This is a genomic window from Moraxella sp. CTOTU47915 (assembly GCF_031986685.1).
In the GTDB taxonomy this organism is placed as follows: Bacteria; Pseudomonadota; Gammaproteobacteria; order Pseudomonadales; family Moraxellaceae; genus Faucicola; species Faucicola tetraodonis.
Genome location: NZ_DAMAAE010000005.1, coordinates 108,997 through 126,548, shown reverse-complemented (window position 1 = coordinate 126,548; position 17,552 = coordinate 108,997). Strand labels below are relative to the sequence as shown.

The window sequence follows — 17,552 nt, the reverse complement described above, 5'->3', positions numbered from 1 at the left end:
GTATTTAGCCCACCACCGAGCCCATTTGGAAAATTGGTAGATACATGGCAATCACCAGACCCCCTACCAGCACCCCCAAAATAGCCATAATCATCGGTTCCATCAGACTTGTTAACCCGTCTACGGCGTTATCCACTTCGTTTTCATAATAAGTCGCCACTTTATCAAGCATCTCCTCTAGACTACCTGACTCTTCACCAATACCGACCATTTGGATAGCCATACTGGGAAAAAGATTGGTAGAGCGCATCGAAAACTGCAATTGTTGACCGGTCGCAACATCGCCTTTGATTTTTTGCGTGGCATTATAAAATACCACATTATTGGTTGCCCCAGCGGTTGAATCTAACGCATCAATCAGCGGCACACCTGCGGCAAAAGTGGTAGATAAAGTGCGGGAAAAACGGGCAACCACCGCTTGGTAAGCAATATTGCCAAAGATTGGTAATTTTAAGGTAATTCGGTCTAAAAAGTCATTAAAGGGCTTACTACGTTTTTTAGCTTCAGAAAAGCCAACCACAGCGCCTGCAATGCTAAATAGCAATAACCACCACCATTTTTGCATCCACTCCGACATACTGACTACCATCCGGGTAAACGCGGGTAACTCTGCGCCAAATGAATTGAATAAATCAGCAAACACCGGTACCACTTTAACTAGCAAAATAATGGTAACGATAATCGCAACCACGATAACCGCAATCGGGTATTTCAAAGCTTTTTTAATTTTTGCTTTTAGTAGCTCGCTTTTTTCTTTGTACGTCGCGACACGCTCAAGCATAGTTTCAAGCGCACCTGATTGCTCACCTGCCTCTACTAATGAACAAAACAGGTCATCAAAATATCTGGGATGTTTGCGCAGCGCAGCAGCAAAGGTGCTACCTGATTCCACTTCTGATTTGACACTAAGCACCAACTCTTTCATTGAGGGGTTATCAAGCGCATCTGCAACGATTTCAAACGACTGAGTAAGGGGGACGCCCGCTTTCATCATCGTAGCCAACTGCCGCACAAAGATAGCAATATCAATTGGCTTGATGCTTTTTTTCATTTGAAAAATGGGCTTAGGTTTTTTCTTAATCGTCTTGACTTGGATGCCCTGCTTGCGTAGTTGCGCCTTTGCCAGCTCAATATTGCGGCTGGTGGTTTCGCCTTTGACTTTCTCGCCACGGCGATTGACCCCATCATAGACAAAGTCTAATAACATTTCTGTTTGGACTTTTGCCATACCCTTCCCCTTAATATCTCAACTAATCTTCAATAAAGACGGATAAAAAACGCCCTATTCGCTAGTAACACGATACATCTCTTGGATGCTGGTCGTGCCTTGTAGGACCTTTAAAATGCCAGAGCGCCTTAAATCCCTAAACCCTTGCTTTAAGGCAGCGTCTTTAATCTCAATAGCGTTGCCGTCTTCCATAATAATTCGGGCAATCTCAGGTGTTACTTTCATCACTTCATAAATACCAACACGTCCTTTATAGCCATCGCGGCATTCAGAGCAGCCAACGGGCTCATAAATGACATTGCTGGGATCTGCCAAATCTTCTTCGGTAAAGCCCATTTCAAGCAAGCTATTTTTTGGCACATCTGTCGGTTTCTTACAAGCTTTACACAGGCGACGTGCTAAGCGCTGCGCGATTACCAAATTGACTGAGGTGGCAATGTTAAAGGATGCCACCCCCATATTACGCAGACGCGTTAAGGTTTCTGGCGCTGAGTTGGTATGCAAAGTTGACAGCACCATATGCCCTGTTTGGGCAGCTTTGACAGCAATTTCCGCCGTTTCTAAGTCACGAATCTCACCGACCATCACAATATCAGGGTCTTGACGCAAGAATGATTTGAGCGCACTGGCAAAGGTCAAGCCAACTTTATTGTTCACGTTGACCTGATTGATGCCTTCAAGGTTAATTTCAACGGGATCTTCTGCGGTGGATATATTGGTCTCAACTGTGTTTAAGATATTAAGACCCGTGTACAAGGAGACAGTTTTACCCGAACCAGTAGGGCCGGTAATCAATAACATTCCTTGCGGTTTTGCCAGCGCATCCATAAATAGCTGCTTTTGATCCGGCTCATAGCCGAGTGCATCAATGCCTAGCATCGCTGATGATGGGTCTAAAATACGCAATACGATTTTTTCACCAAATAAGGTTGGCAATGAGTTGACACGAAAATCAATCGCCTTATCCTTGGAAATTTTTAATTTGATGCGACCATCTTGCGGCACGCGGCGTTCAGAGATGTCCATTTGTGACATGACTTTCAGCCGGGCAGCAATTTTACCCGCTAGCTGCGTCGGTGGATTTGCCATTTTTTGTAACACCCCATCAATACGAAAACGCACGCGATAAGATTTTTCATAGGGTTCAAAGTGTAAGTCTGAGGCGCCCATGGTAATGGCTTTGATGAGCATCCCATTAACGAACTTGACGACAGGCGCTTCATCATTGACATCTAAATGACTGGTGGCACTACTGTCGTCATCGGCACGGGTTTCATCAAACTCCACCGCTTCCATATCATCAAAATCAGCTAAATTAGAGCTAGCAAAGATTTTTTCGATGAGTGATTTGATTTTGTGGTGCTCGGCGACGACTGTTTCAACGTTAAACCTTGTACCAAATCGCAGCGCATCTAAAGCATCTACCCTTGTTGGGTCACTCATAGCAACAAATAAGCGGCTACCTCGTTGGAAAATCGGCAGAATATTAAATTCGCGAATAATTTTTTCATCAACCGCTTCTTTTGGAATATAGTTGACATTGATGGCATCCAAATCAATGAGGGGATCGCCAAATTCTCGCGAAATCACCCATGCTACCGCGTCAGGTTGCGCAAGCTTATTGTCAACCACATAGGCGATTAAATTTGTTTTTTGTTGCTGCGATTCTGCCAATACTTTTTGCATTGACGCTTCGTTAATTAGTCCTTCATGCACTAATCGCGATGCAATGCCACCAAAACTAGGAAGTGATGCCGCCATCGTTTTTCTCGTTTACTCAATATTGATTCAAATGGGCTAATGTTTGCTAGTGTAAACTATTCATTTATATATTAACAAATCATTCTCGACAAATCCGTGAATTCAACGATAAATAATTTGTTATCGAATTTTATCTCTATCCATCAACCTTCATAAAACTGTTTTATACTTTATGCCTTCTTTAAACCCCTCACTTGCGTGACCCAATAATTTATTCGGCAAATCGCGGCAATTGCTTATATAATACCTACCATTTTACGCCTAGTATTCTAAATACTCCTATTTTCATATCTTGATATTTTCAAATGGTGATGTTTTACATCATGATATGTTAAATAGCGTTACTTATATTTTAATGTTATCTTGACATTTATACTTTGCAAATTCATAGATAACCATTTACCTCAATTGACAGGGACATTATGAAAGCATCTGATTATGTAGCAAATTGGCAGAATTCTTGGGTGATTGCTAATTGGAAAATGAATCCTAGCACACAGCTGACTGTCACAGCCCTCATGACCGATTTACAGCAGCAGATACCTGCAGATGCACTGCAAAGCTGTAACGTGGTTGTCGCCCCGAGTTTTATTCATTTAGCGACTACACAACAAGCCATCCAACATGGGTCATTGAACATCGGGCTAGCTGCGCAAAACTTATGCGCACAACACGCCGATAAAGGTGCATTTACTGGGGAGGTTTCGGGGGCTCAGCTCAAGGACGCTCAGGTAAATTATGTTTTAGTCGGACATTCAGAACGCCGTCAATATTTTAATGAAGACAACGCTTGTTTAATCCAAAAAATTCGCCATGCCTTTGCACATGATTTAACCGTTGTTTTTTGTATCGGTGAAACACAAGCCCAATATGAGCAAAATCAGACCCAAGATGTGCTAGCAGCGCAATTAATGGTAGCCAAACAACTAGCCGCCGAATTTGCTAATACTCAATCTGAAAACGCCCAATTGGGTAACTTAGCATCGCGATTGATTATTGCTTATGAACCCGTTTGGGCAATTGGTACAGGTAAAATCCCAACCATACAAGAAGTACAAAACATTCATGCCTTTATCAACACCACCTTAACGGACATCGATGCCTCTTTAACGACCACACCGATATTGTATGGCGGCAGCGTGAAAGCGGATAATGTTGCAGAAATCGCCCAATGCCCAAATGTAAATGGGGTGTTGGTAGGCGGGGCATCACTAGACGCGACGAGCTTTACACAAATTATTCAAGCGTTTGCCTAAATTTAAGGTAAAATATCACCTATTTAAAATTTCTTACTTTTGCCACTGACAGCGTTCTTGTTGGGCATCAGTGCTATCAAGTTTTGTAGAGATAAGTATGTATAATGCAATTTTAGTGGTTCATATCATTGTCGCGATTTCAATGATTGGTCTGATTTTGGTTCAACATGGTAAAGGTGCCGATGCTGGCGCTTCATTTGGTGCAGGTGGTTCGGCAACCGTATTTGGTGCGTCTGGCTCTGCCAACTTTTTGACGCGCTTGACGGCGGTTTTAACAGCAATCTTCTTTATCACCAGTATGACACTGGCAGTATTTGCTAAACAGCAATCGCTATCTAGTCGTACTCTTGATACCAGTCTAGCGACTAGTACTGCGCCTGCAAGCCCTACTCCAACGACGCCTACACCTGCCAAGTAAGTTATTAAAAAAAATGTTGCGTTATTGGTAGTTTTGACCTAGAATACAGCGTCTATTTTAGAGTGTTGTTTTTTAAAAAACAGCTTGGTTAAAGTAGTTTGGTTTTTTGCGATTGTGGTGGAATTGGTAGACACGCTACCTTGAGGTGGTAGTGCCGCAAGGTGTGAGGGTTCGAGTCCCTCCATTCGCACCAACTAAATTAATTTTAAATAACTATTGACAAGGTTAATATCTCACTCTATAATACGCTCTCTAAATTGTTGCGGGGTGGAGCAGTCTGGTAGCTCGTCGGGCTCATAACCCGAAGGTCGTTGGTTCAAATCCAGCCCCCGCTACCACTTTTCTAGTAGCATTGCTTTGGTATCATTACTAGAAAAATCAATTTAGACACACTTTTATTGATTTAAAAGCCCACCAATTAGTTTGTGGGTTTTTTTGTATCTGTTGGTTTCGAAAAAACTTAAGTTTTGCTAAATTAGCGGTTGCGTTTTAGTAATGTGCCAATTTTTAAAATTAGCTTTTAAAATCAACAAAGATGTTAATAATCAACTCTAAAGGATATCATGAAACTATCAACGAAAGTTGCTGAACTGACCCAAATCATTGAGCCAGCAGTAACTGCCTGTGATGTGAGCTTGTGGGGTATTGAGTTTGTACCACAAGGTCGACGCTCTCTTCTTCGTATTTATATTGAAGCCCTACCTGAAGACCGTGCCGAAGGCAAACAAGTCACCATTGAAGACTGTGCTGCGGTCACCCACCAAGTCGGTGGTGTGTTGGACTTGCACGACCCGATTGCAGGCGAGTATCTACTTGAGGTGTCTTCACCCGGTTTGGACCGCGCGTTTTTTTCTGCTGAGCAGCTGCATGACTATGTGGGGCAAACCCTCAGCTTACGATTGATTCATGCGATTGGACAAGGTAGTGATAAGCGCCGTAAAGTAACAGGCGAATTGGTCAATATTGACGAGCGCCAGTTGACGGTCAAAACCGAACAGAATCAAGCCAATGACCAACTTTTAACCATCGAGCTTGATAATATTGATAAAGCCAATTTGGTCTACCAATTTTAGCTTTTAAATTTGGGGTTAACGCCTTTTTTACGCTATGTCTTCTAGCTAACTTTTTTCTAGCTAAAAGCAAGATTTTAAAGAATAAAGTCTAGAATGACTTAAATTATAGGTGATTACATGAATCGAGAAATTTTAACGGTCGTTGAAACCGTCAGTAATGAAAAAGGCTTAAATCCTGAAGATATTTTTGAAGCGATTGAGCAAGCCTTGGTGGTATCGACCAAAAAGAAAGTTTATAGTGAGCAGCCTGAAGTTGCCGTGCGCGTGCATATTAATCGCAAAACGGGCGACTATGACACTTACCGTTATTGGACAGTAGTGGCAGATGAAGATCATGAAATGCCTGCCTGTCAGCTAGCAATTAGCGATTTGGATGAAAACGAGTGGAAAATCGGCGACGTCAAAGAAGAACAAATCGAATCCATTGAATTTGGTCGTATTGCTGCTACCCAAGCTAAACAAGTCATCATTCAAAAAATCCGTGAAGCTGAACGTTCACTGGTGGCAGATGCGTTTGAACATCGTATCGGCGAGATGATTACGGGTGAAGTCAAAAAACCGGCGCGCGATGGTTATATCATTGATTTGGGCGATAATGTCGAAGGCTATCTACCCCGCGATAAAATGTTGCCGCGTGAGCAGCTACGCATCAAAGGTCGTATCAATGCGATTTTAGAGCAAGTCAATCGTGATAACCGTGGTGCTCAGCTCGTATTGTCTCGTACCTCACCACAAATGCTGACAGCACTGATGCAAAAAGAAGTACCAGAGATTGCTGAGCAAATCATTGAAATTCGTGATGTTGCGCGTCAACCTGGCTTACGTGCTAAGATTTCAGTCAAAACCAATGATCATCGTATCGACCCTGTCGGTGCTTGTATTGGTATGCGTGGCACCCGTATCCAAGCAGTACAACAAGAGCTTGAGGGCGAGCGTATCGACGTAGTGGTATGGTCGGATGATGCGGTGCAGTACATTATTAGCGCTTTGGAACCTGCCGATGTCGATCGTATTATTCTTGATGAAGATACCAAAACTGCAGATATCATCTTTGCCACTAACGATCAGCTGGCCCGTGCGATTGGCTCACAAGGTCAAAACGTGCGCCTTGCATCAGAATTAACAGGCTATCGTCTTAACATGATGCTCGAAGACGAGTACAATGCACAACAAGAATCAGAAACCAAAGTGTATCGCGACCTATTCTACACACGTCTTGAAGTCGATGAAGATTTGGCACAAGCCTTGGTGGATATTGGATTTACCTCACTTGAAGAAGTTGCGTATGTCCCTGCTGAGACTTTCTATGACATCGATGGGCTAGATGATGACGCCATCGACGCAATCCAAGAACGTGCCAAAGAAGCGGTGATCGCCGATGAATTGGTCAAACAACAAAATATTAAAGAGCCAAGCCAAGAGCTTCTAAACCTTGAAGGCATGACTCAAGCATGGGCCTACAAGCTTGCCGAACGTGACGTCATCACCGTCGACGACCTTGCCGAACAAGCCATCTTTGATATCCAAGATATCGAAGGTCTTGATGAAAAGACCGCAGGTGAGCTCATTATGAAAGCCCGTGAATCATGGTTTAATTAAAAAAGGTGTATGAATGGCAGATAAAACCGTAAAAGAACTTGCAGCAATGACCAAAAAGACCGTTGAAGCAATTAATAATCAACTGGTCAAGGCAGGGCTGTCTGCGCGCGGTGACAATGACATCGTCACCGATAGCGAACAACAAAAACTGGTCAGCTTTTTACAACAAAGTCATGGTCAAAATGACAAACCTCGCATTAGCTTAAAAAGCAAAACCACTTCTACTGCGCGGGTGACAGGCACTTCTGGTAAAGCCAAAAGTGTCAATGTTGAAGTACGCAAAAAAATGGTATTTGATAAACCAAATCCCAATAAAATCGCTGAAGAACTAGCGTTGCGTGAAGCAGCGGCCAAAGAAGCTGAAGAAAAAGCGCGTTTGGCAAAAGAAAAAGCCGCCCAAGAACAAGCTGAAAAAGACAAAGCCAAACAAGCCGCTGAAGCGCGTCAACAAGCCACTTTAGCTGCCATGCGTGCTAACTTAGGTGGTGGTAGTCAAGCTGCCAAAGAGCACACAACCACCAGTGTGGTAGTGAAAAAAGGCAACAAAACTGCTGCAATCGAAGTCAAAAAAGCTGACAAAAAACCTGCGCCGAAAAAAGAATCGGATAGTGAACGCAAAGCGCGTGAAGCAGAAGAAGAACGCTTACGTCAAATCGAATCAGAAAATCGCCGTAAAGCCGCTGAAGAAGCTCAGCAGCGTACCCTTGAGCAAATGCGCCAAATGGCGAGTAAATATAGCGAAACCGATACTGAAACTACGATGGTTGTCAAAAAAGATGAACCATTGGCAGAAGGTTTGGTGGGCGCAGCGCTTGAAGACTCATTTGAACAAGAACGCCGTGAAATTAAACGCGGCACCGCAAGCACTGCCAACAAAAACCGTCGTCGTCGCCGTGACGATGAAGGTGAGCAAGAGATTAAGAACCGTAGTCGCGGCTTAAAATCATCGCAAGCCAATAGACACAAATTTGAAAAACCGGTTGAGAAAATCGTGCATAACGTTGAAATCGGTGAGACCATCGTGGTGTCTGAACTTGCCCAAAAAATGGCAATCAAAGTACGCGAAGTCGTCAAAATGTTAATGAAAATGGGCGAGTTGGTCCGTGAAAACGAATCCATCGACCAAGAAACCGCTGCCCTACTTGTTGAAGAAATGGGTCATAACCCAGTGCTTGTCAGCTCAACGCAAGTTGAAGATTCACTACGTGAAGCGGTTGGCGAGAAAAGTAGCAACGTCCAAGCGCGTCCGCCTGTGGTTACCATCATGGGTCACGTTGACCATGGTAAAACGTCCCTGCTGGATAAAATCCGTTCAAGTAAAGTGGCATCGGGCGAAGCAGGTGGTATTACTCAGCATATCGGTGCTTATCATGTGCAGACTGACCAAGGCGTTATTACTTTCTTAGACACCCCAGGTCACGCCGCATTTACCGCGATGCGTTCTCGTGGTGCCAAAGCGACGGATATCGTGGTGTTAGTGGTCGCAGCCGATGATGGTATGATGCCGCAGACCGCTGAGGCGATTGACCATGCGCGTGCCGCAGGTACCCCGATTATCGTGGCTATCAACAAGATGGATAAAGACAGCGCCGATCCAGACCGCGTCCTCAACGAACTAACCACCAAAGAAGTCGTTCCTGAAGAATGGGGCGGTGACACACCGGTAGTCAAAGTCTCTGCGTTAACAGGTCAAGGCATCGATGAATTGCTCGAAGTGATTAACCTACAAGCAGAAGTGATGGAACTTGAAGTCGCTACTGACGGTGCAGCACAAGGTGTGGTAATTGAATCACGTCTTGAAAAAGGTCGCGGAGCAGTGGTCAGTTTGCTGGTTAAACAAGGTACTTTAAATCAAGGTGACTTGGTACTTGCTGGCGAATATTATGGACGCGTCCGTGCTATGACCGATGAAAACGGTCAAAAAATCACCTCAGCGGGTCCTTCGATTCCTGTTGAAATCTTAGGTCTGCCTGATACACCAGCGGCTGGTAGCGAGTTTATGGTGGTTTCAGATGAGAAACGTGCGCGCGAAGTTGCAGAATATCGCGCAGATCGTGAGCGTGAAAAAGTGCTTGAACGTCAAGCCAAATCACGCTTAGAAAACTTGTTTGACCAAATGAGCGATGCCAAACTGCCTTCCGTTAATTTGATTCTTAAAACTGACGTTCGAGGTTCACTAGAAGCCTTGTTAACCGCGCTTGATGAATTATCTACCGATGAAGTTAAAGTCAAAGTCATCTCATCGGGTGTCGGTCCCATTACCGAATCGGATGTGGTACTCGCCGAATCAAGTGAAGCGGTATTATTAGGCTTCAACGTTCGTGCTGATACCGCTGCCAAACGCAAAGCGGATGAAGCAGGCTTAGATATTCGCTACTATAGTGTTATCTATGGGTTGATTGATGATGTGAAAGCGGCGATGAGCGGTTTACTTGCGCCAGAACATCGTGAGCAAATCTTGGGTATCGCTGAAGTACGTGAAGTCTTCCACTCTAGTCGCTTTGGTTATGCAGCCGGTTGTATGGTGACAGAAGGTAATATCATCCGTAACAAGCCAATTCGGGTATTGCGTGATGACCAAGTTATTTTCACCGGTCAATTACAATCATTACGTCGCTTCAAAGAGGATGTTAATGAGGTGCGCGCTGGTATGGAGTGTGGTCTAGCGGTGAAAGGTTATGAAGTAAAAGAAGGCGATAAGATTGAAGTCTTCGAAATTCATGAAGTCAAACGTACCTTATAAGCTAAGCTGACAACCTAATACTGCCAGCTTGCTATTAGCAACCTTCCAAGGGGTCTAATTAATCTAGGTTAATTAGACCTTTTTTTACTATAAAAAGGATTACCAATGAATCAACGTTTACAACGTCTTGCCGATCAAATTCAGCGCGACCTAGCGGTTTTGATTCGTGACGAGATTAACGACCCCCGCTTGACCGGGTTTGTGACCATTTCTAGTGTCAAAATCAGCCCAGATTTGGGTTATGCTGATATCTATGTCACCATCATGGAAAAGTCGATGGATGATGCCATGGCAAAAGATTATCATACCGAAAGCTTAGAAGTGCTGAACAAAGCATCAGGTTTTTTGCGTACTGAGCTCAGTCATTTGCTAAAAACCCGCACTACGCCACGTCTACGCTTTCACTATGATGAAGTGACCGCTAACGCTAACTATATGATGAATCTGATTTCTAAAGCGGTACAAAGTAGCGAAGGTCAGCCATCAGACGACTGATGCGTTGTAGGCTATAATAAGCTTATTTGTCACTTTGAGTCATTAACAGGGATGTTGAATGCAGTTACTTTGGGGTATCATTAAGTTTATCGTCATTATTCTCTCAAGCCTGTGGGTCGGGGTGTTTGTGTGGACGCATCAGCCCTTAGGCAGATATGTCAGTCTGGCACTAATTAGTGTATGGGTATTTTTCACCCTTGCTGTTTTGGTCAGTATCATCAAACCGACCCTATTTTCATCCCTACTTTCTCATCAGTCTTTATTATTGATTTTTTTTGCGGTGCTGGCGATTGCCATTGCATGCTTTTTTTCGATGTCAGCTAGCAATGAGCGGGATTGGAACCCTGAAGTTGCCCAAATGTTAGACTATCGGCTTGACAGTGATGGCAACACACTCACCATTAGCAATGTTAGAAATTTTGATTGGCAAGATAAAACCCATTTTCAGCCGCGATGGGAAACTAGGCAATACGACTTGGCAAAACTACAAACTGTCGATTTTATTGCCTCTTATTGGATGGGCGATGCCATTGCCCATACGCTAGTGAGTTTTGGGTTTAGTGATGGAAAGCAGCTTGCGTTATCTATCGAGATTCGCAAAGAAGTCAATGAACAATTTAGTACGCTGGGTGGATTTTTTCGCAAGTTTGAATTGGTGATTATCGCTGCCGATGAAAAAGATATTATTTACACCCGTAGTAATATCCGTCATGAAGATGTTTATATTTATCCCATCAATATGCCAAAAGACCATATTCAAGCGTTGCTGCTTGCGTATCTAGCGAAAGCCAAGTCCTTAAAAACGCAGCCGGCATGGTATAATTCATTGGTAAATAACTGTACCACGGCAATTTATGAGCTGATTGACGATATCCAACCTTTGCCATTTGATTATCGTATCCTGTTATCAGGCTATATTCCCAGTTATCTGTATGACCAGCAATTGATTGATAACCGCTATAGCTTGCAGCAGTGGCAACAACGCGCACATATTAACCCTAAGTCAAAGCCATATTCTGTCAACCATCCTATTAGCGCAGCAGATTACTCGCAGCTGATTCGAACCGACTTTTAATGAATTGATAAATCCACAACATGATGACCCAACCAAAAATAGCCAAATCCATCGTCTCTGGTGTTTTACTGATTGATAAACCGCAAGGGATGACCTCCCAGCAAGTGGTATCAAAAGTTAAATACTTGCTCAAATCTGATGTGCACGACAGTAAAAAAGCGGGTCATACCGGTACGCTTGACCCAATGGCAACAGGGTTGCTACCGATTTGTCTGGGAGAAGCGACCAAGTTTAGCCATTACCAACTCGATGCGGTCAAGTCTTACCAAGCCATTATTAAACTCGGCGAGCAAACCGATACCGGGGATGCTGAGGGTGAGATAATTGCCACTATTCCTGTGCCAAATGTGACACAAGCGATGCTACAAAGCGTCACTGAGCAATTTTTGGGTGAGATAATGCAGGTTCCGCCCATGTACTCCGCGCTCAAAAAAGACGGCAAAAAACTGTATGAACTAGCTCGTGAAGGTATTGAAGTGGAGCGAGCAGCACGTCCTCTCACTATTTATGAGCTGTCACTTACTCCCCTATCCGATCAACAATTGCAATTAACCGTCACTTGCTCCAAAGGCACTTATGTGCGCGTGCTCGCTGAAGATATTGCCAAAGCACTAGGTACGCTAGGACACCTGACAGCACTTAGACGGATACGCACGGGTGATTTTGAGATTGCTAATGCCATCACCTTAGCCGATTTTGCAGCGCTCGATATTGCAGCCCGGTTTGATAAGCTATTAGCAGTGGATGCGTGCGTTCACTCACTACCAAGCTTAGTATTAGACGCTAGCCAATCAAAGCGCATTCGACAGGGTCAACGCTTAAACGTCAAGACAACCATGTTAAATCAGCATCTCATCTTAACCGCCAATCAAATGTTTCGCTTGTTTGACCCCCAGCATCAATTTTTGGGTACAGGACTACTTGAACCCAATGGTCGTTTACAACCAATGAAGCTGGTCAATTTAAACCAGCCACAGTAAGTCAAAAAATCTATCCATCTTGCTAATTTTTTGCTGTATTCACATAATTTACTCAATGGGCGATGTGATGTCACAAAGCGAGTACGTTTTTTATGCATTGATACAAAACGTGACGCTTTGCTAGCAGTTTTCACCCGTCCAGTGATTTATTCTTAGTGGTGTTGATTCACTTGCTTATTTCTTAGCAAGCTTTGCTAATAAAGAGCAAACAGCGGTTTATTTAGAGAGCTTTATATAATTAATAAATTAAAAATCAAATAGAAAAATCAAATAATAATCTCAAAATAAAGCGCCAACCTTACAGATGAATCAATAAGAACAACAATTTTTTTCTTTAACTATCTTTAACTTAAATAATGAAATAATAGGATAATTACCATGGCTAAGATTGCTATTTTACTTGATACCGACTTTGAACAAGTTGAATATACCCAAACCAATGACCTCCTTAAAGCTAAAGGTCACCAAACCACTTTAATTACCACACAACCACAAAAACAAGTGCGCGGGCTCAATCATACTGACCCTGCTGACACCTTTACCGCTGATTTATTAATTGGTGAAGCCAACGCAGCCGATTATGATGCTATTGTATTACCAGGTGGTGGTGCCAATGCCGATGTGTTGCGGGCAAATACCGATGCACAAGCGATGGTAAAAGCATTCATGAATGTCGGTAAACCTGTTGCAGCGATTTGTCATGCCCCGTGGATTTTTGCAGATACCGAAATTGCCCGTGGTAAAAAATTAACTGCTTATAAAACCATTGCCACTGACCTAAAAAATGCCGGTGCGCAGTTTGAAGACAAATCAGTGGTGATAGATGGTAATTTGATTACCAGTCGTCAACCTGAAGATATTCCAGATTTTGCTGAAGCGATTGACCAAGCATTGACTAAATCAGCTTAAATAAGCATAAGAAAAGGAGATTGCCATGCAACCAACTACCATGACAGATATTGAAAAAATGGACAAGAAAGCGTCTGACGCGACATTTGTTGCCGATACTACGCCTAATGATGCGGATGAAGTGACTTCTGATAAACTCACCACCGCGCCACAAGAGCAGCTTGACCGTCTGCATAGCGAAACACCCAAACAGCCTACGGGCAATCAGTAAGTTGAAAGCTTGAATTTATTAAAAGCCTTAATAAATTCAACACCCTAATGCAAATTAGGGTTTTTTTATTGGTCAATATTTGCTAAAATAATGCTCCTTTTTGAAGGTTAACTACTGAGAAGCGTGGTTATCCTGATTTTTTTACACTAATCGACTCGATTGTTAGCTGATTAGGCTTCTCATTTTATGCTAAAAAAGCTAGGAAAACATTATGTTGACTAACCAAGACCGCGCAGATGTAATCGCAAAATTTCAACGCTCTGAAAATGATACAGGTTCTCCAGAAGTTCAAGTGGCGTTATTAACCGCACGTATCAATGACTTACAAGCACACTTTAAAGCACACAAAGCTGACCATCACAGCCGTCGTGGTTTGATTCGTATGGTTAACTCACGCCGTACGTTACTTGATTACTTAAAACGTAAAGATGCAGACCGTTATACTGCATTGATCAATGAATTAGGCTTACGTCGCTAATTTATCAGCACGTTATTCGCTTTATTCAATCAGCGGCTGCTTTTGGGTAGCCGCTTTTTTATGGGTTCAATATTTTTAGCCAATTTTGTTTTCACTTTTACCCTCGCTGTTAGCTTAGTCATTCCCCATCGTTTGCTATTAGTGGTTAAAGCGCAGTGAAAAGGTGGTGATTCACCGCAAAACTAGGTAAAATAGACAACGCATTGTGCCTGCACAATTGCAGTTTACACTTACTTTTTTCAAAGTATTTTTTAACTTAGGCTGATTTAAGGCTGCTATCAGGCGAATTGGTAGATTGCTTCTAACGTTTGTATTTTTTGAAAAGAACACAAACGTTAGGGGCTATTACTAAAACTTAAATCGCCCTATTTCATCACACTAAGGATAAAACCGCATTATGTTTAATATCATTACTAAAGAATTCCAATATGGTAATCAACAAGTTACGTTAGAAACGGGTCGTATCGCACGCCAAGCTAATTCAGTGGTCGTGCACATGGGCGGCGTCTCTGTGCTAGTCGCTGTTGTGGTAAAAGACGAGGCGCAAGCGGGTCAAAACTTTTTTCCATTGACCGTCAACTACCAAGAAAAAATGTACGCTGCTGGTAAAATCCCAGGTGGCTATGGCAAACGCGAAGGTCGCCCATCTGAGATGGAAACCTTGACTTCACGCCTCATTGACCGCCCGATTCGTCCATTGTTCCCAGAAGGCTACTTTAACGAAATCCAAGTGACCGCCACGGTGATTTCGTCAGACAAAAAACAAGATGCTGATATCGCAGCGATGATTGGTACTTCAGCGGCATTGGCAATTTCATCAGCGCCATTTAATGGTCCGATTGGTGCGGCACGTGTCGGTTTTATCAATGATGAATATGTGCTAAACCCAAACCATGAAGCGCTAAAACAAAGCTCGCTCGATTTGGTGGTCGCGGGTACGTCATCTGCGGTATTGATGGTCGAATCTGAAGCCAAAGAACTATCAGAAGACCAAATGCTTGGCGCGGTACTATACGGTCACGCCCAGCAACAAGTCGTGATTGATGCCATCAATGAATTTGCCAAAGAAGTTGGCGTACAAAAAACCCAATTCGTTGCTCCTGCCGTCAATGAAGCCTTAGAAACTGCCCTACAAAATCAATTTGCTGCAGCGATTTCAGAAGCGTATACCATCAGCGAAAAAGCCAGCCGTTATACTCGCCTTGATGAAATCAAAAACCAAGCGCTTGAAGCCTTAGCCGGTGACGCAGAAGCCGAAGGCTATGCCGACAACGTGGCACAAATCAAAGAGCTATTTGAAACCCTAAAATACCGTACGGTCCGTGACAATATTTTGTCTGGCAAACCCCGTATCGATGGTCGTGACTTGCAAACTGTCCGTGCCTTAGACATCCAAGTTGGCGTACTGCCTTACACGCATGGTTCAGCGCTATTTACCCGCGGTGAAACACAAGCGCTCGTTACCACCACGCTTGGCAACAGCCGTGATGTGAACATGATTGACACCCTTGCGGGCACCAAACAAGACCACTTCATGCTGCATTATAACTTCCCAAGTTACTCAGTGGGCGAAACGGGTCGTGACAGCGGTCCAAAACGCCGTGAAATCGGTCATGGTCGCCTAGCACGCCGCGGTGTACAAGCCATGCTGCCAGATAGTGACCGTTTCCCATACGTGATTCGTATCGTATCTGACATCACCGAATCCAATGGTTCATCATCAATGGCATCTGTCTGTGGCGCATCACTGGCGTTAATGGATGCCGGCGTACCACTAAAAGCGCCGGTTGCGGGTATCGCAATGGGTTTGGTTAAAGAAGGCGAGCGTTTTGCCGTGCTGTCTGACATCTTGGGTGATGAAGACCACCTAGGTGATATGGACTTTAAAGTCGCGGGTTCTGCCAATGGCGTGACTGCGTTACAAATGGATATCAAAATTGAAGGCATCACGCCAGAGATTATGGAAAAAGCCCTACACCAAGCGCATGCGGGTCGTATCCATATTTTAAATGCGATGAATGAAGTGATTTCAACCAGCCGTAAAGAAATCAACGCCCATGCACCAAACTATGCGGTGATTGATATCGACCCTGAAAAAATCCGTGACGTGATTGGTAAAGGTGGTGCAACCATTCGCCAATTAACTGAAGAAACAGGCGCAGTGATTGATATTGATGATAATGGTACCATTCGTATCTTTGGTGAAAACAAAGCAGCGACCAAAGCCGCGATTGCTAAAATCGAGGCGATTACGGCAGAAGTAGAAGTCGGCAAGACTTATACAGGTAAAGTGGCTCGTATTGTTGAGTTTGGTGCGTTTGTCAATGTATTACCTAACACTGACGGTCTGGTGCATATCTCACAAATCTCTGATGCGCGTATCGAGAATGTGAATGATGTGCTAAAAGAAGGTCAAATAGTGAATGTACTGGTTCAAGACATAGACAACCGTGGACGTATTAAACTCACCATGAAAGGTGTGGATCAAACCATCGCGTCAACTGAATCTGCTGATACTGAAACGCCAGCGGCTGAATAGTTTTATTAAAATGTAGCTATCAAAAATTAAAAACCGCTTTATCGTAAGGTAAAGCGGTTTTTTTTGGGATAAATTTTGGCAAACGCTATAAAAACATCATTACAGTAATTAGAAAAAATGCCCGATTACGAGAAGGTTTTGAGCGCGTTGACATTTTACTACTTGCAATATGCCGATAACGACAATGAATCACTGAGTAGCCCTCGATAAAATCTTAACCATTGAAAACTATTTAAACTAATAGAGCTAACGATAAACCAGCACATTCAAACTACTAACAGGCTGAAGGTATTTTTCCATTAATGGCAAAATATCGTCATCAAAAGACATATCATTTGGCACAAGCAATTCATCACTGGCAAGCACCGCCACACGGCGAATACCTTGATACCGTCCCCAATCAAACATAATTTTCTCTAACTTTTGTAATGCTGATACGATATACTCAACATGCGGCGGATTTTCGGCAAATTCTGTGATTGCCATATCCACGATGAACTGTGGCTTTGACAACGCTCCACCGACTGCCATACCCGCCAAATCACGCTGCGGCGTAAACTGTAACACATCACCGAGTAACAGCTGCGAACGCTCACAAGCTTGCTTGTAAACGGTGTAATGCTCAGGATACAGCGATTGGTACTTAAGTAAGGCGCGCTGACGAAAAATACCTGACACCGGGACGGGCATAATGAGCGCTTGATAGCGGTCTTGAAACAAGGTTTTTTTATCGACTTGGGTCAGCACTACTTAGCGTTCCAGTTATTTATTGATTATTATTTGTGGA

15 protein-coding genes and 2 tRNA genes are annotated in these 17,552 nt (G+C 43.5%); 14 read left to right on the top strand and 3 right to left on the bottom strand.

The window, feature by feature from the left end:
* Positions 1-4: 4 nt before the first annotated feature.
* On the bottom strand, positions 5-1,228 hold the full coding sequence (locus RTL34_RS05830; RefSeq protein WP_312115389.1) for a type II secretion system F family protein: 1,224 nt from the start codon (positions 1,226-1,228) through the stop codon (positions 5-7).
* A gap of 54 nt (positions 1,229-1,282) precedes the next feature.
* Positions 1,283-2,989 (bottom strand): type IV-A pilus assembly ATPase PilB, encoded by a 1,707-nt coding sequence (gene pilB, locus RTL34_RS05825; RefSeq protein WP_312115387.1) that lies wholly within the window; start codon positions 2,987-2,989, stop codon positions 1,283-1,285.
* Positions 2,990-3,411: 422 nt separating this feature from the next.
* Between pilB and tpiA the strand changes: the two genes are divergently transcribed.
* The 14 genes from tpiA to pnp all read left to right on the top strand — a co-directional run bounded on the left by tpiA (position 3,412) and on the right by pnp (position 16,765).
* On the top strand, positions 3,412-4,245 hold the full coding sequence (gene tpiA, locus RTL34_RS05820) for a triose-phosphate isomerase (RefSeq protein WP_312115386.1): 834 nt from the start codon (positions 3,412-3,414) through the stop codon (positions 4,243-4,245).
* 97 nt (positions 4,246-4,342) lie between these two features.
* Positions 4,343-4,663: a preprotein translocase subunit SecG gene (gene secG / locus RTL34_RS05815; protein ID WP_065253803.1), complete on the top strand. Its 321-nt coding sequence runs from the start codon at positions 4,343-4,345 to the stop codon at positions 4,661-4,663.
* 108 nt (positions 4,664-4,771) lie between these two features.
* Positions 4,772-4,856 (top strand) — tRNA-Leu (locus tag RTL34_RS05810).
* Between the two features lie 68 nt (positions 4,857-4,924).
* Positions 4,925-5,001, top strand: a tRNA-Met gene (locus RTL34_RS05805).
* 225 nt (positions 5,002-5,226) lie between these two features.
* Positions 5,227-5,736, top strand: a complete 510-nt coding sequence (gene rimP / locus RTL34_RS05800) for a ribosome maturation factor RimP (RefSeq protein ID WP_282841714.1) — start codon at positions 5,227-5,229, stop codon at positions 5,734-5,736.
* A gap of 117 nt (positions 5,737-5,853) precedes the next feature.
* Entirely contained in the window at positions 5,854-7,335 is a 1,482-nt protein-coding gene (gene nusA, locus RTL34_RS05795) for a transcription termination factor NusA (RefSeq protein WP_007115082.1), read from the top strand.
* Positions 7,336-7,348: 13 nt separating this feature from the next.
* Positions 7,349-10,078 carry a translation initiation factor IF-2 gene (gene infB, locus RTL34_RS05790; RefSeq protein WP_312115382.1) on the top strand — a complete coding sequence of 910 codons (2,730 nt, stop codon included), beginning with the start codon at positions 7,349-7,351 and terminating at the stop codon, positions 10,076-10,078.
* 105 nt (positions 10,079-10,183) lie between these two features.
* Positions 10,184-10,573 (top strand): ribosome-binding factor A, encoded by a 390-nt coding sequence (locus RTL34_RS05785; RefSeq protein WP_007115084.1) that lies wholly within the window; start codon positions 10,184-10,186, stop codon positions 10,571-10,573.
* A 58-nt stretch (positions 10,574-10,631) separates the two neighbouring features.
* The gene (locus RTL34_RS05780; protein WP_312115378.1) at positions 10,632-11,648 is read left to right on the top strand and encodes an Lnb N-terminal periplasmic domain-containing protein; all 1,017 of its coding nucleotides are present in this window, start codon (positions 10,632-10,634) and stop codon (positions 11,646-11,648) included.
* A 20-nt stretch (positions 11,649-11,668) separates the two neighbouring features.
* Complete coding sequence (gene truB, locus RTL34_RS05775; protein WP_312115376.1) at positions 11,669-12,628, top strand: tRNA pseudouridine(55) synthase TruB; 960 nt, start codon at positions 11,669-11,671, stop codon at positions 12,626-12,628.
* A gap of 378 nt (positions 12,629-13,006) precedes the next feature.
* Positions 13,007-13,537, top strand: a complete 531-nt coding sequence (locus RTL34_RS05770) for a type 1 glutamine amidotransferase domain-containing protein (protein WP_007115088.1) — start codon at positions 13,007-13,009, stop codon at positions 13,535-13,537.
* Positions 13,538-13,562: 25 nt separating this feature from the next.
* Positions 13,563-13,748 carry a hypothetical protein gene (locus RTL34_RS05765; protein ID WP_096489435.1) on the top strand — a complete coding sequence of 62 codons (186 nt, stop codon included), beginning with the start codon at positions 13,563-13,565 and terminating at the stop codon, positions 13,746-13,748.
* 208 nt (positions 13,749-13,956) lie between these two features.
* The gene (gene rpsO / locus RTL34_RS05760; protein WP_040403110.1) at positions 13,957-14,226 is read left to right on the top strand and encodes a 30S ribosomal protein S15; all 270 of its coding nucleotides are present in this window, start codon (positions 13,957-13,959) and stop codon (positions 14,224-14,226) included.
* Positions 14,227-14,623: 397 nt separating this feature from the next.
* Entirely contained in the window at positions 14,624-16,765 is a 2,142-nt protein-coding gene (gene pnp, locus RTL34_RS05755; RefSeq protein WP_312115371.1) for a polyribonucleotide nucleotidyltransferase, read from the top strand.
* A 246-nt stretch (positions 16,766-17,011) separates the two neighbouring features.
* Here the strand turns inward: pnp and RTL34_RS05750 are convergent, their stop codons facing one another.
* Positions 17,012-17,512, bottom strand: coding sequence for a hypothetical protein (locus RTL34_RS05750; RefSeq protein WP_076775880.1), 501 nt, complete (start codon positions 17,510-17,512; stop codon positions 17,012-17,014).
* Positions 17,513-17,552: the final 40 nt, after the last annotated feature.

Coding starts and splice junctions, on each gene's coding strand:
- rimP (WP_282841714.1), top strand. CDS start 5,227: ATGAAACTATCAACGAAAGTTGCTGAACTGACCCAAATCATTGAGCCA.
- tpiA (WP_312115386.1), top strand. CDS start 3,412: ATGAAAGCATCTGATTATGTAGCAAATTGGCAGAATTCTTGGGTGATT.
- RTL34_RS05770 (WP_007115088.1), top strand. CDS start 13,007: ATGGCTAAGATTGCTATTTTACTTGATACCGACTTTGAACAAGTTGAA.
- pnp (WP_312115371.1), top strand. CDS start 14,624: ATGTTTAATATCATTACTAAAGAATTCCAATATGGTAATCAACAAGTT.
- RTL34_RS05830 (WP_312115389.1), bottom strand. CDS start 1,228: ATGGCAAAAGTCCAAACAGAAATGTTATTAGACTTTGTCTATGATGGG.
- RTL34_RS05785 (WP_007115084.1), top strand. CDS start 10,184: ATGAATCAACGTTTACAACGTCTTGCCGATCAAATTCAGCGCGACCTA.
- infB (WP_312115382.1), top strand. CDS start 7,349: ATGGCAGATAAAACCGTAAAAGAACTTGCAGCAATGACCAAAAAGACC.
- secG (WP_065253803.1), top strand. CDS start 4,343: ATGTATAATGCAATTTTAGTGGTTCATATCATTGTCGCGATTTCAATG.
- truB (WP_312115376.1), top strand. CDS start 11,669: ATGATGACCCAACCAAAAATAGCCAAATCCATCGTCTCTGGTGTTTTA.
- pilB (WP_312115387.1), bottom strand. CDS start 2,989: ATGGCGGCATCACTTCCTAGTTTTGGTGGCATTGCATCGCGATTAGTG.
- RTL34_RS05765 (WP_096489435.1), top strand. CDS start 13,563: ATGCAACCAACTACCATGACAGATATTGAAAAAATGGACAAGAAAGCG.
- RTL34_RS05780 (WP_312115378.1), top strand. CDS start 10,632: ATGCAGTTACTTTGGGGTATCATTAAGTTTATCGTCATTATTCTCTCA.
- nusA (WP_007115082.1), top strand. CDS start 5,854: ATGAATCGAGAAATTTTAACGGTCGTTGAAACCGTCAGTAATGAAAAA.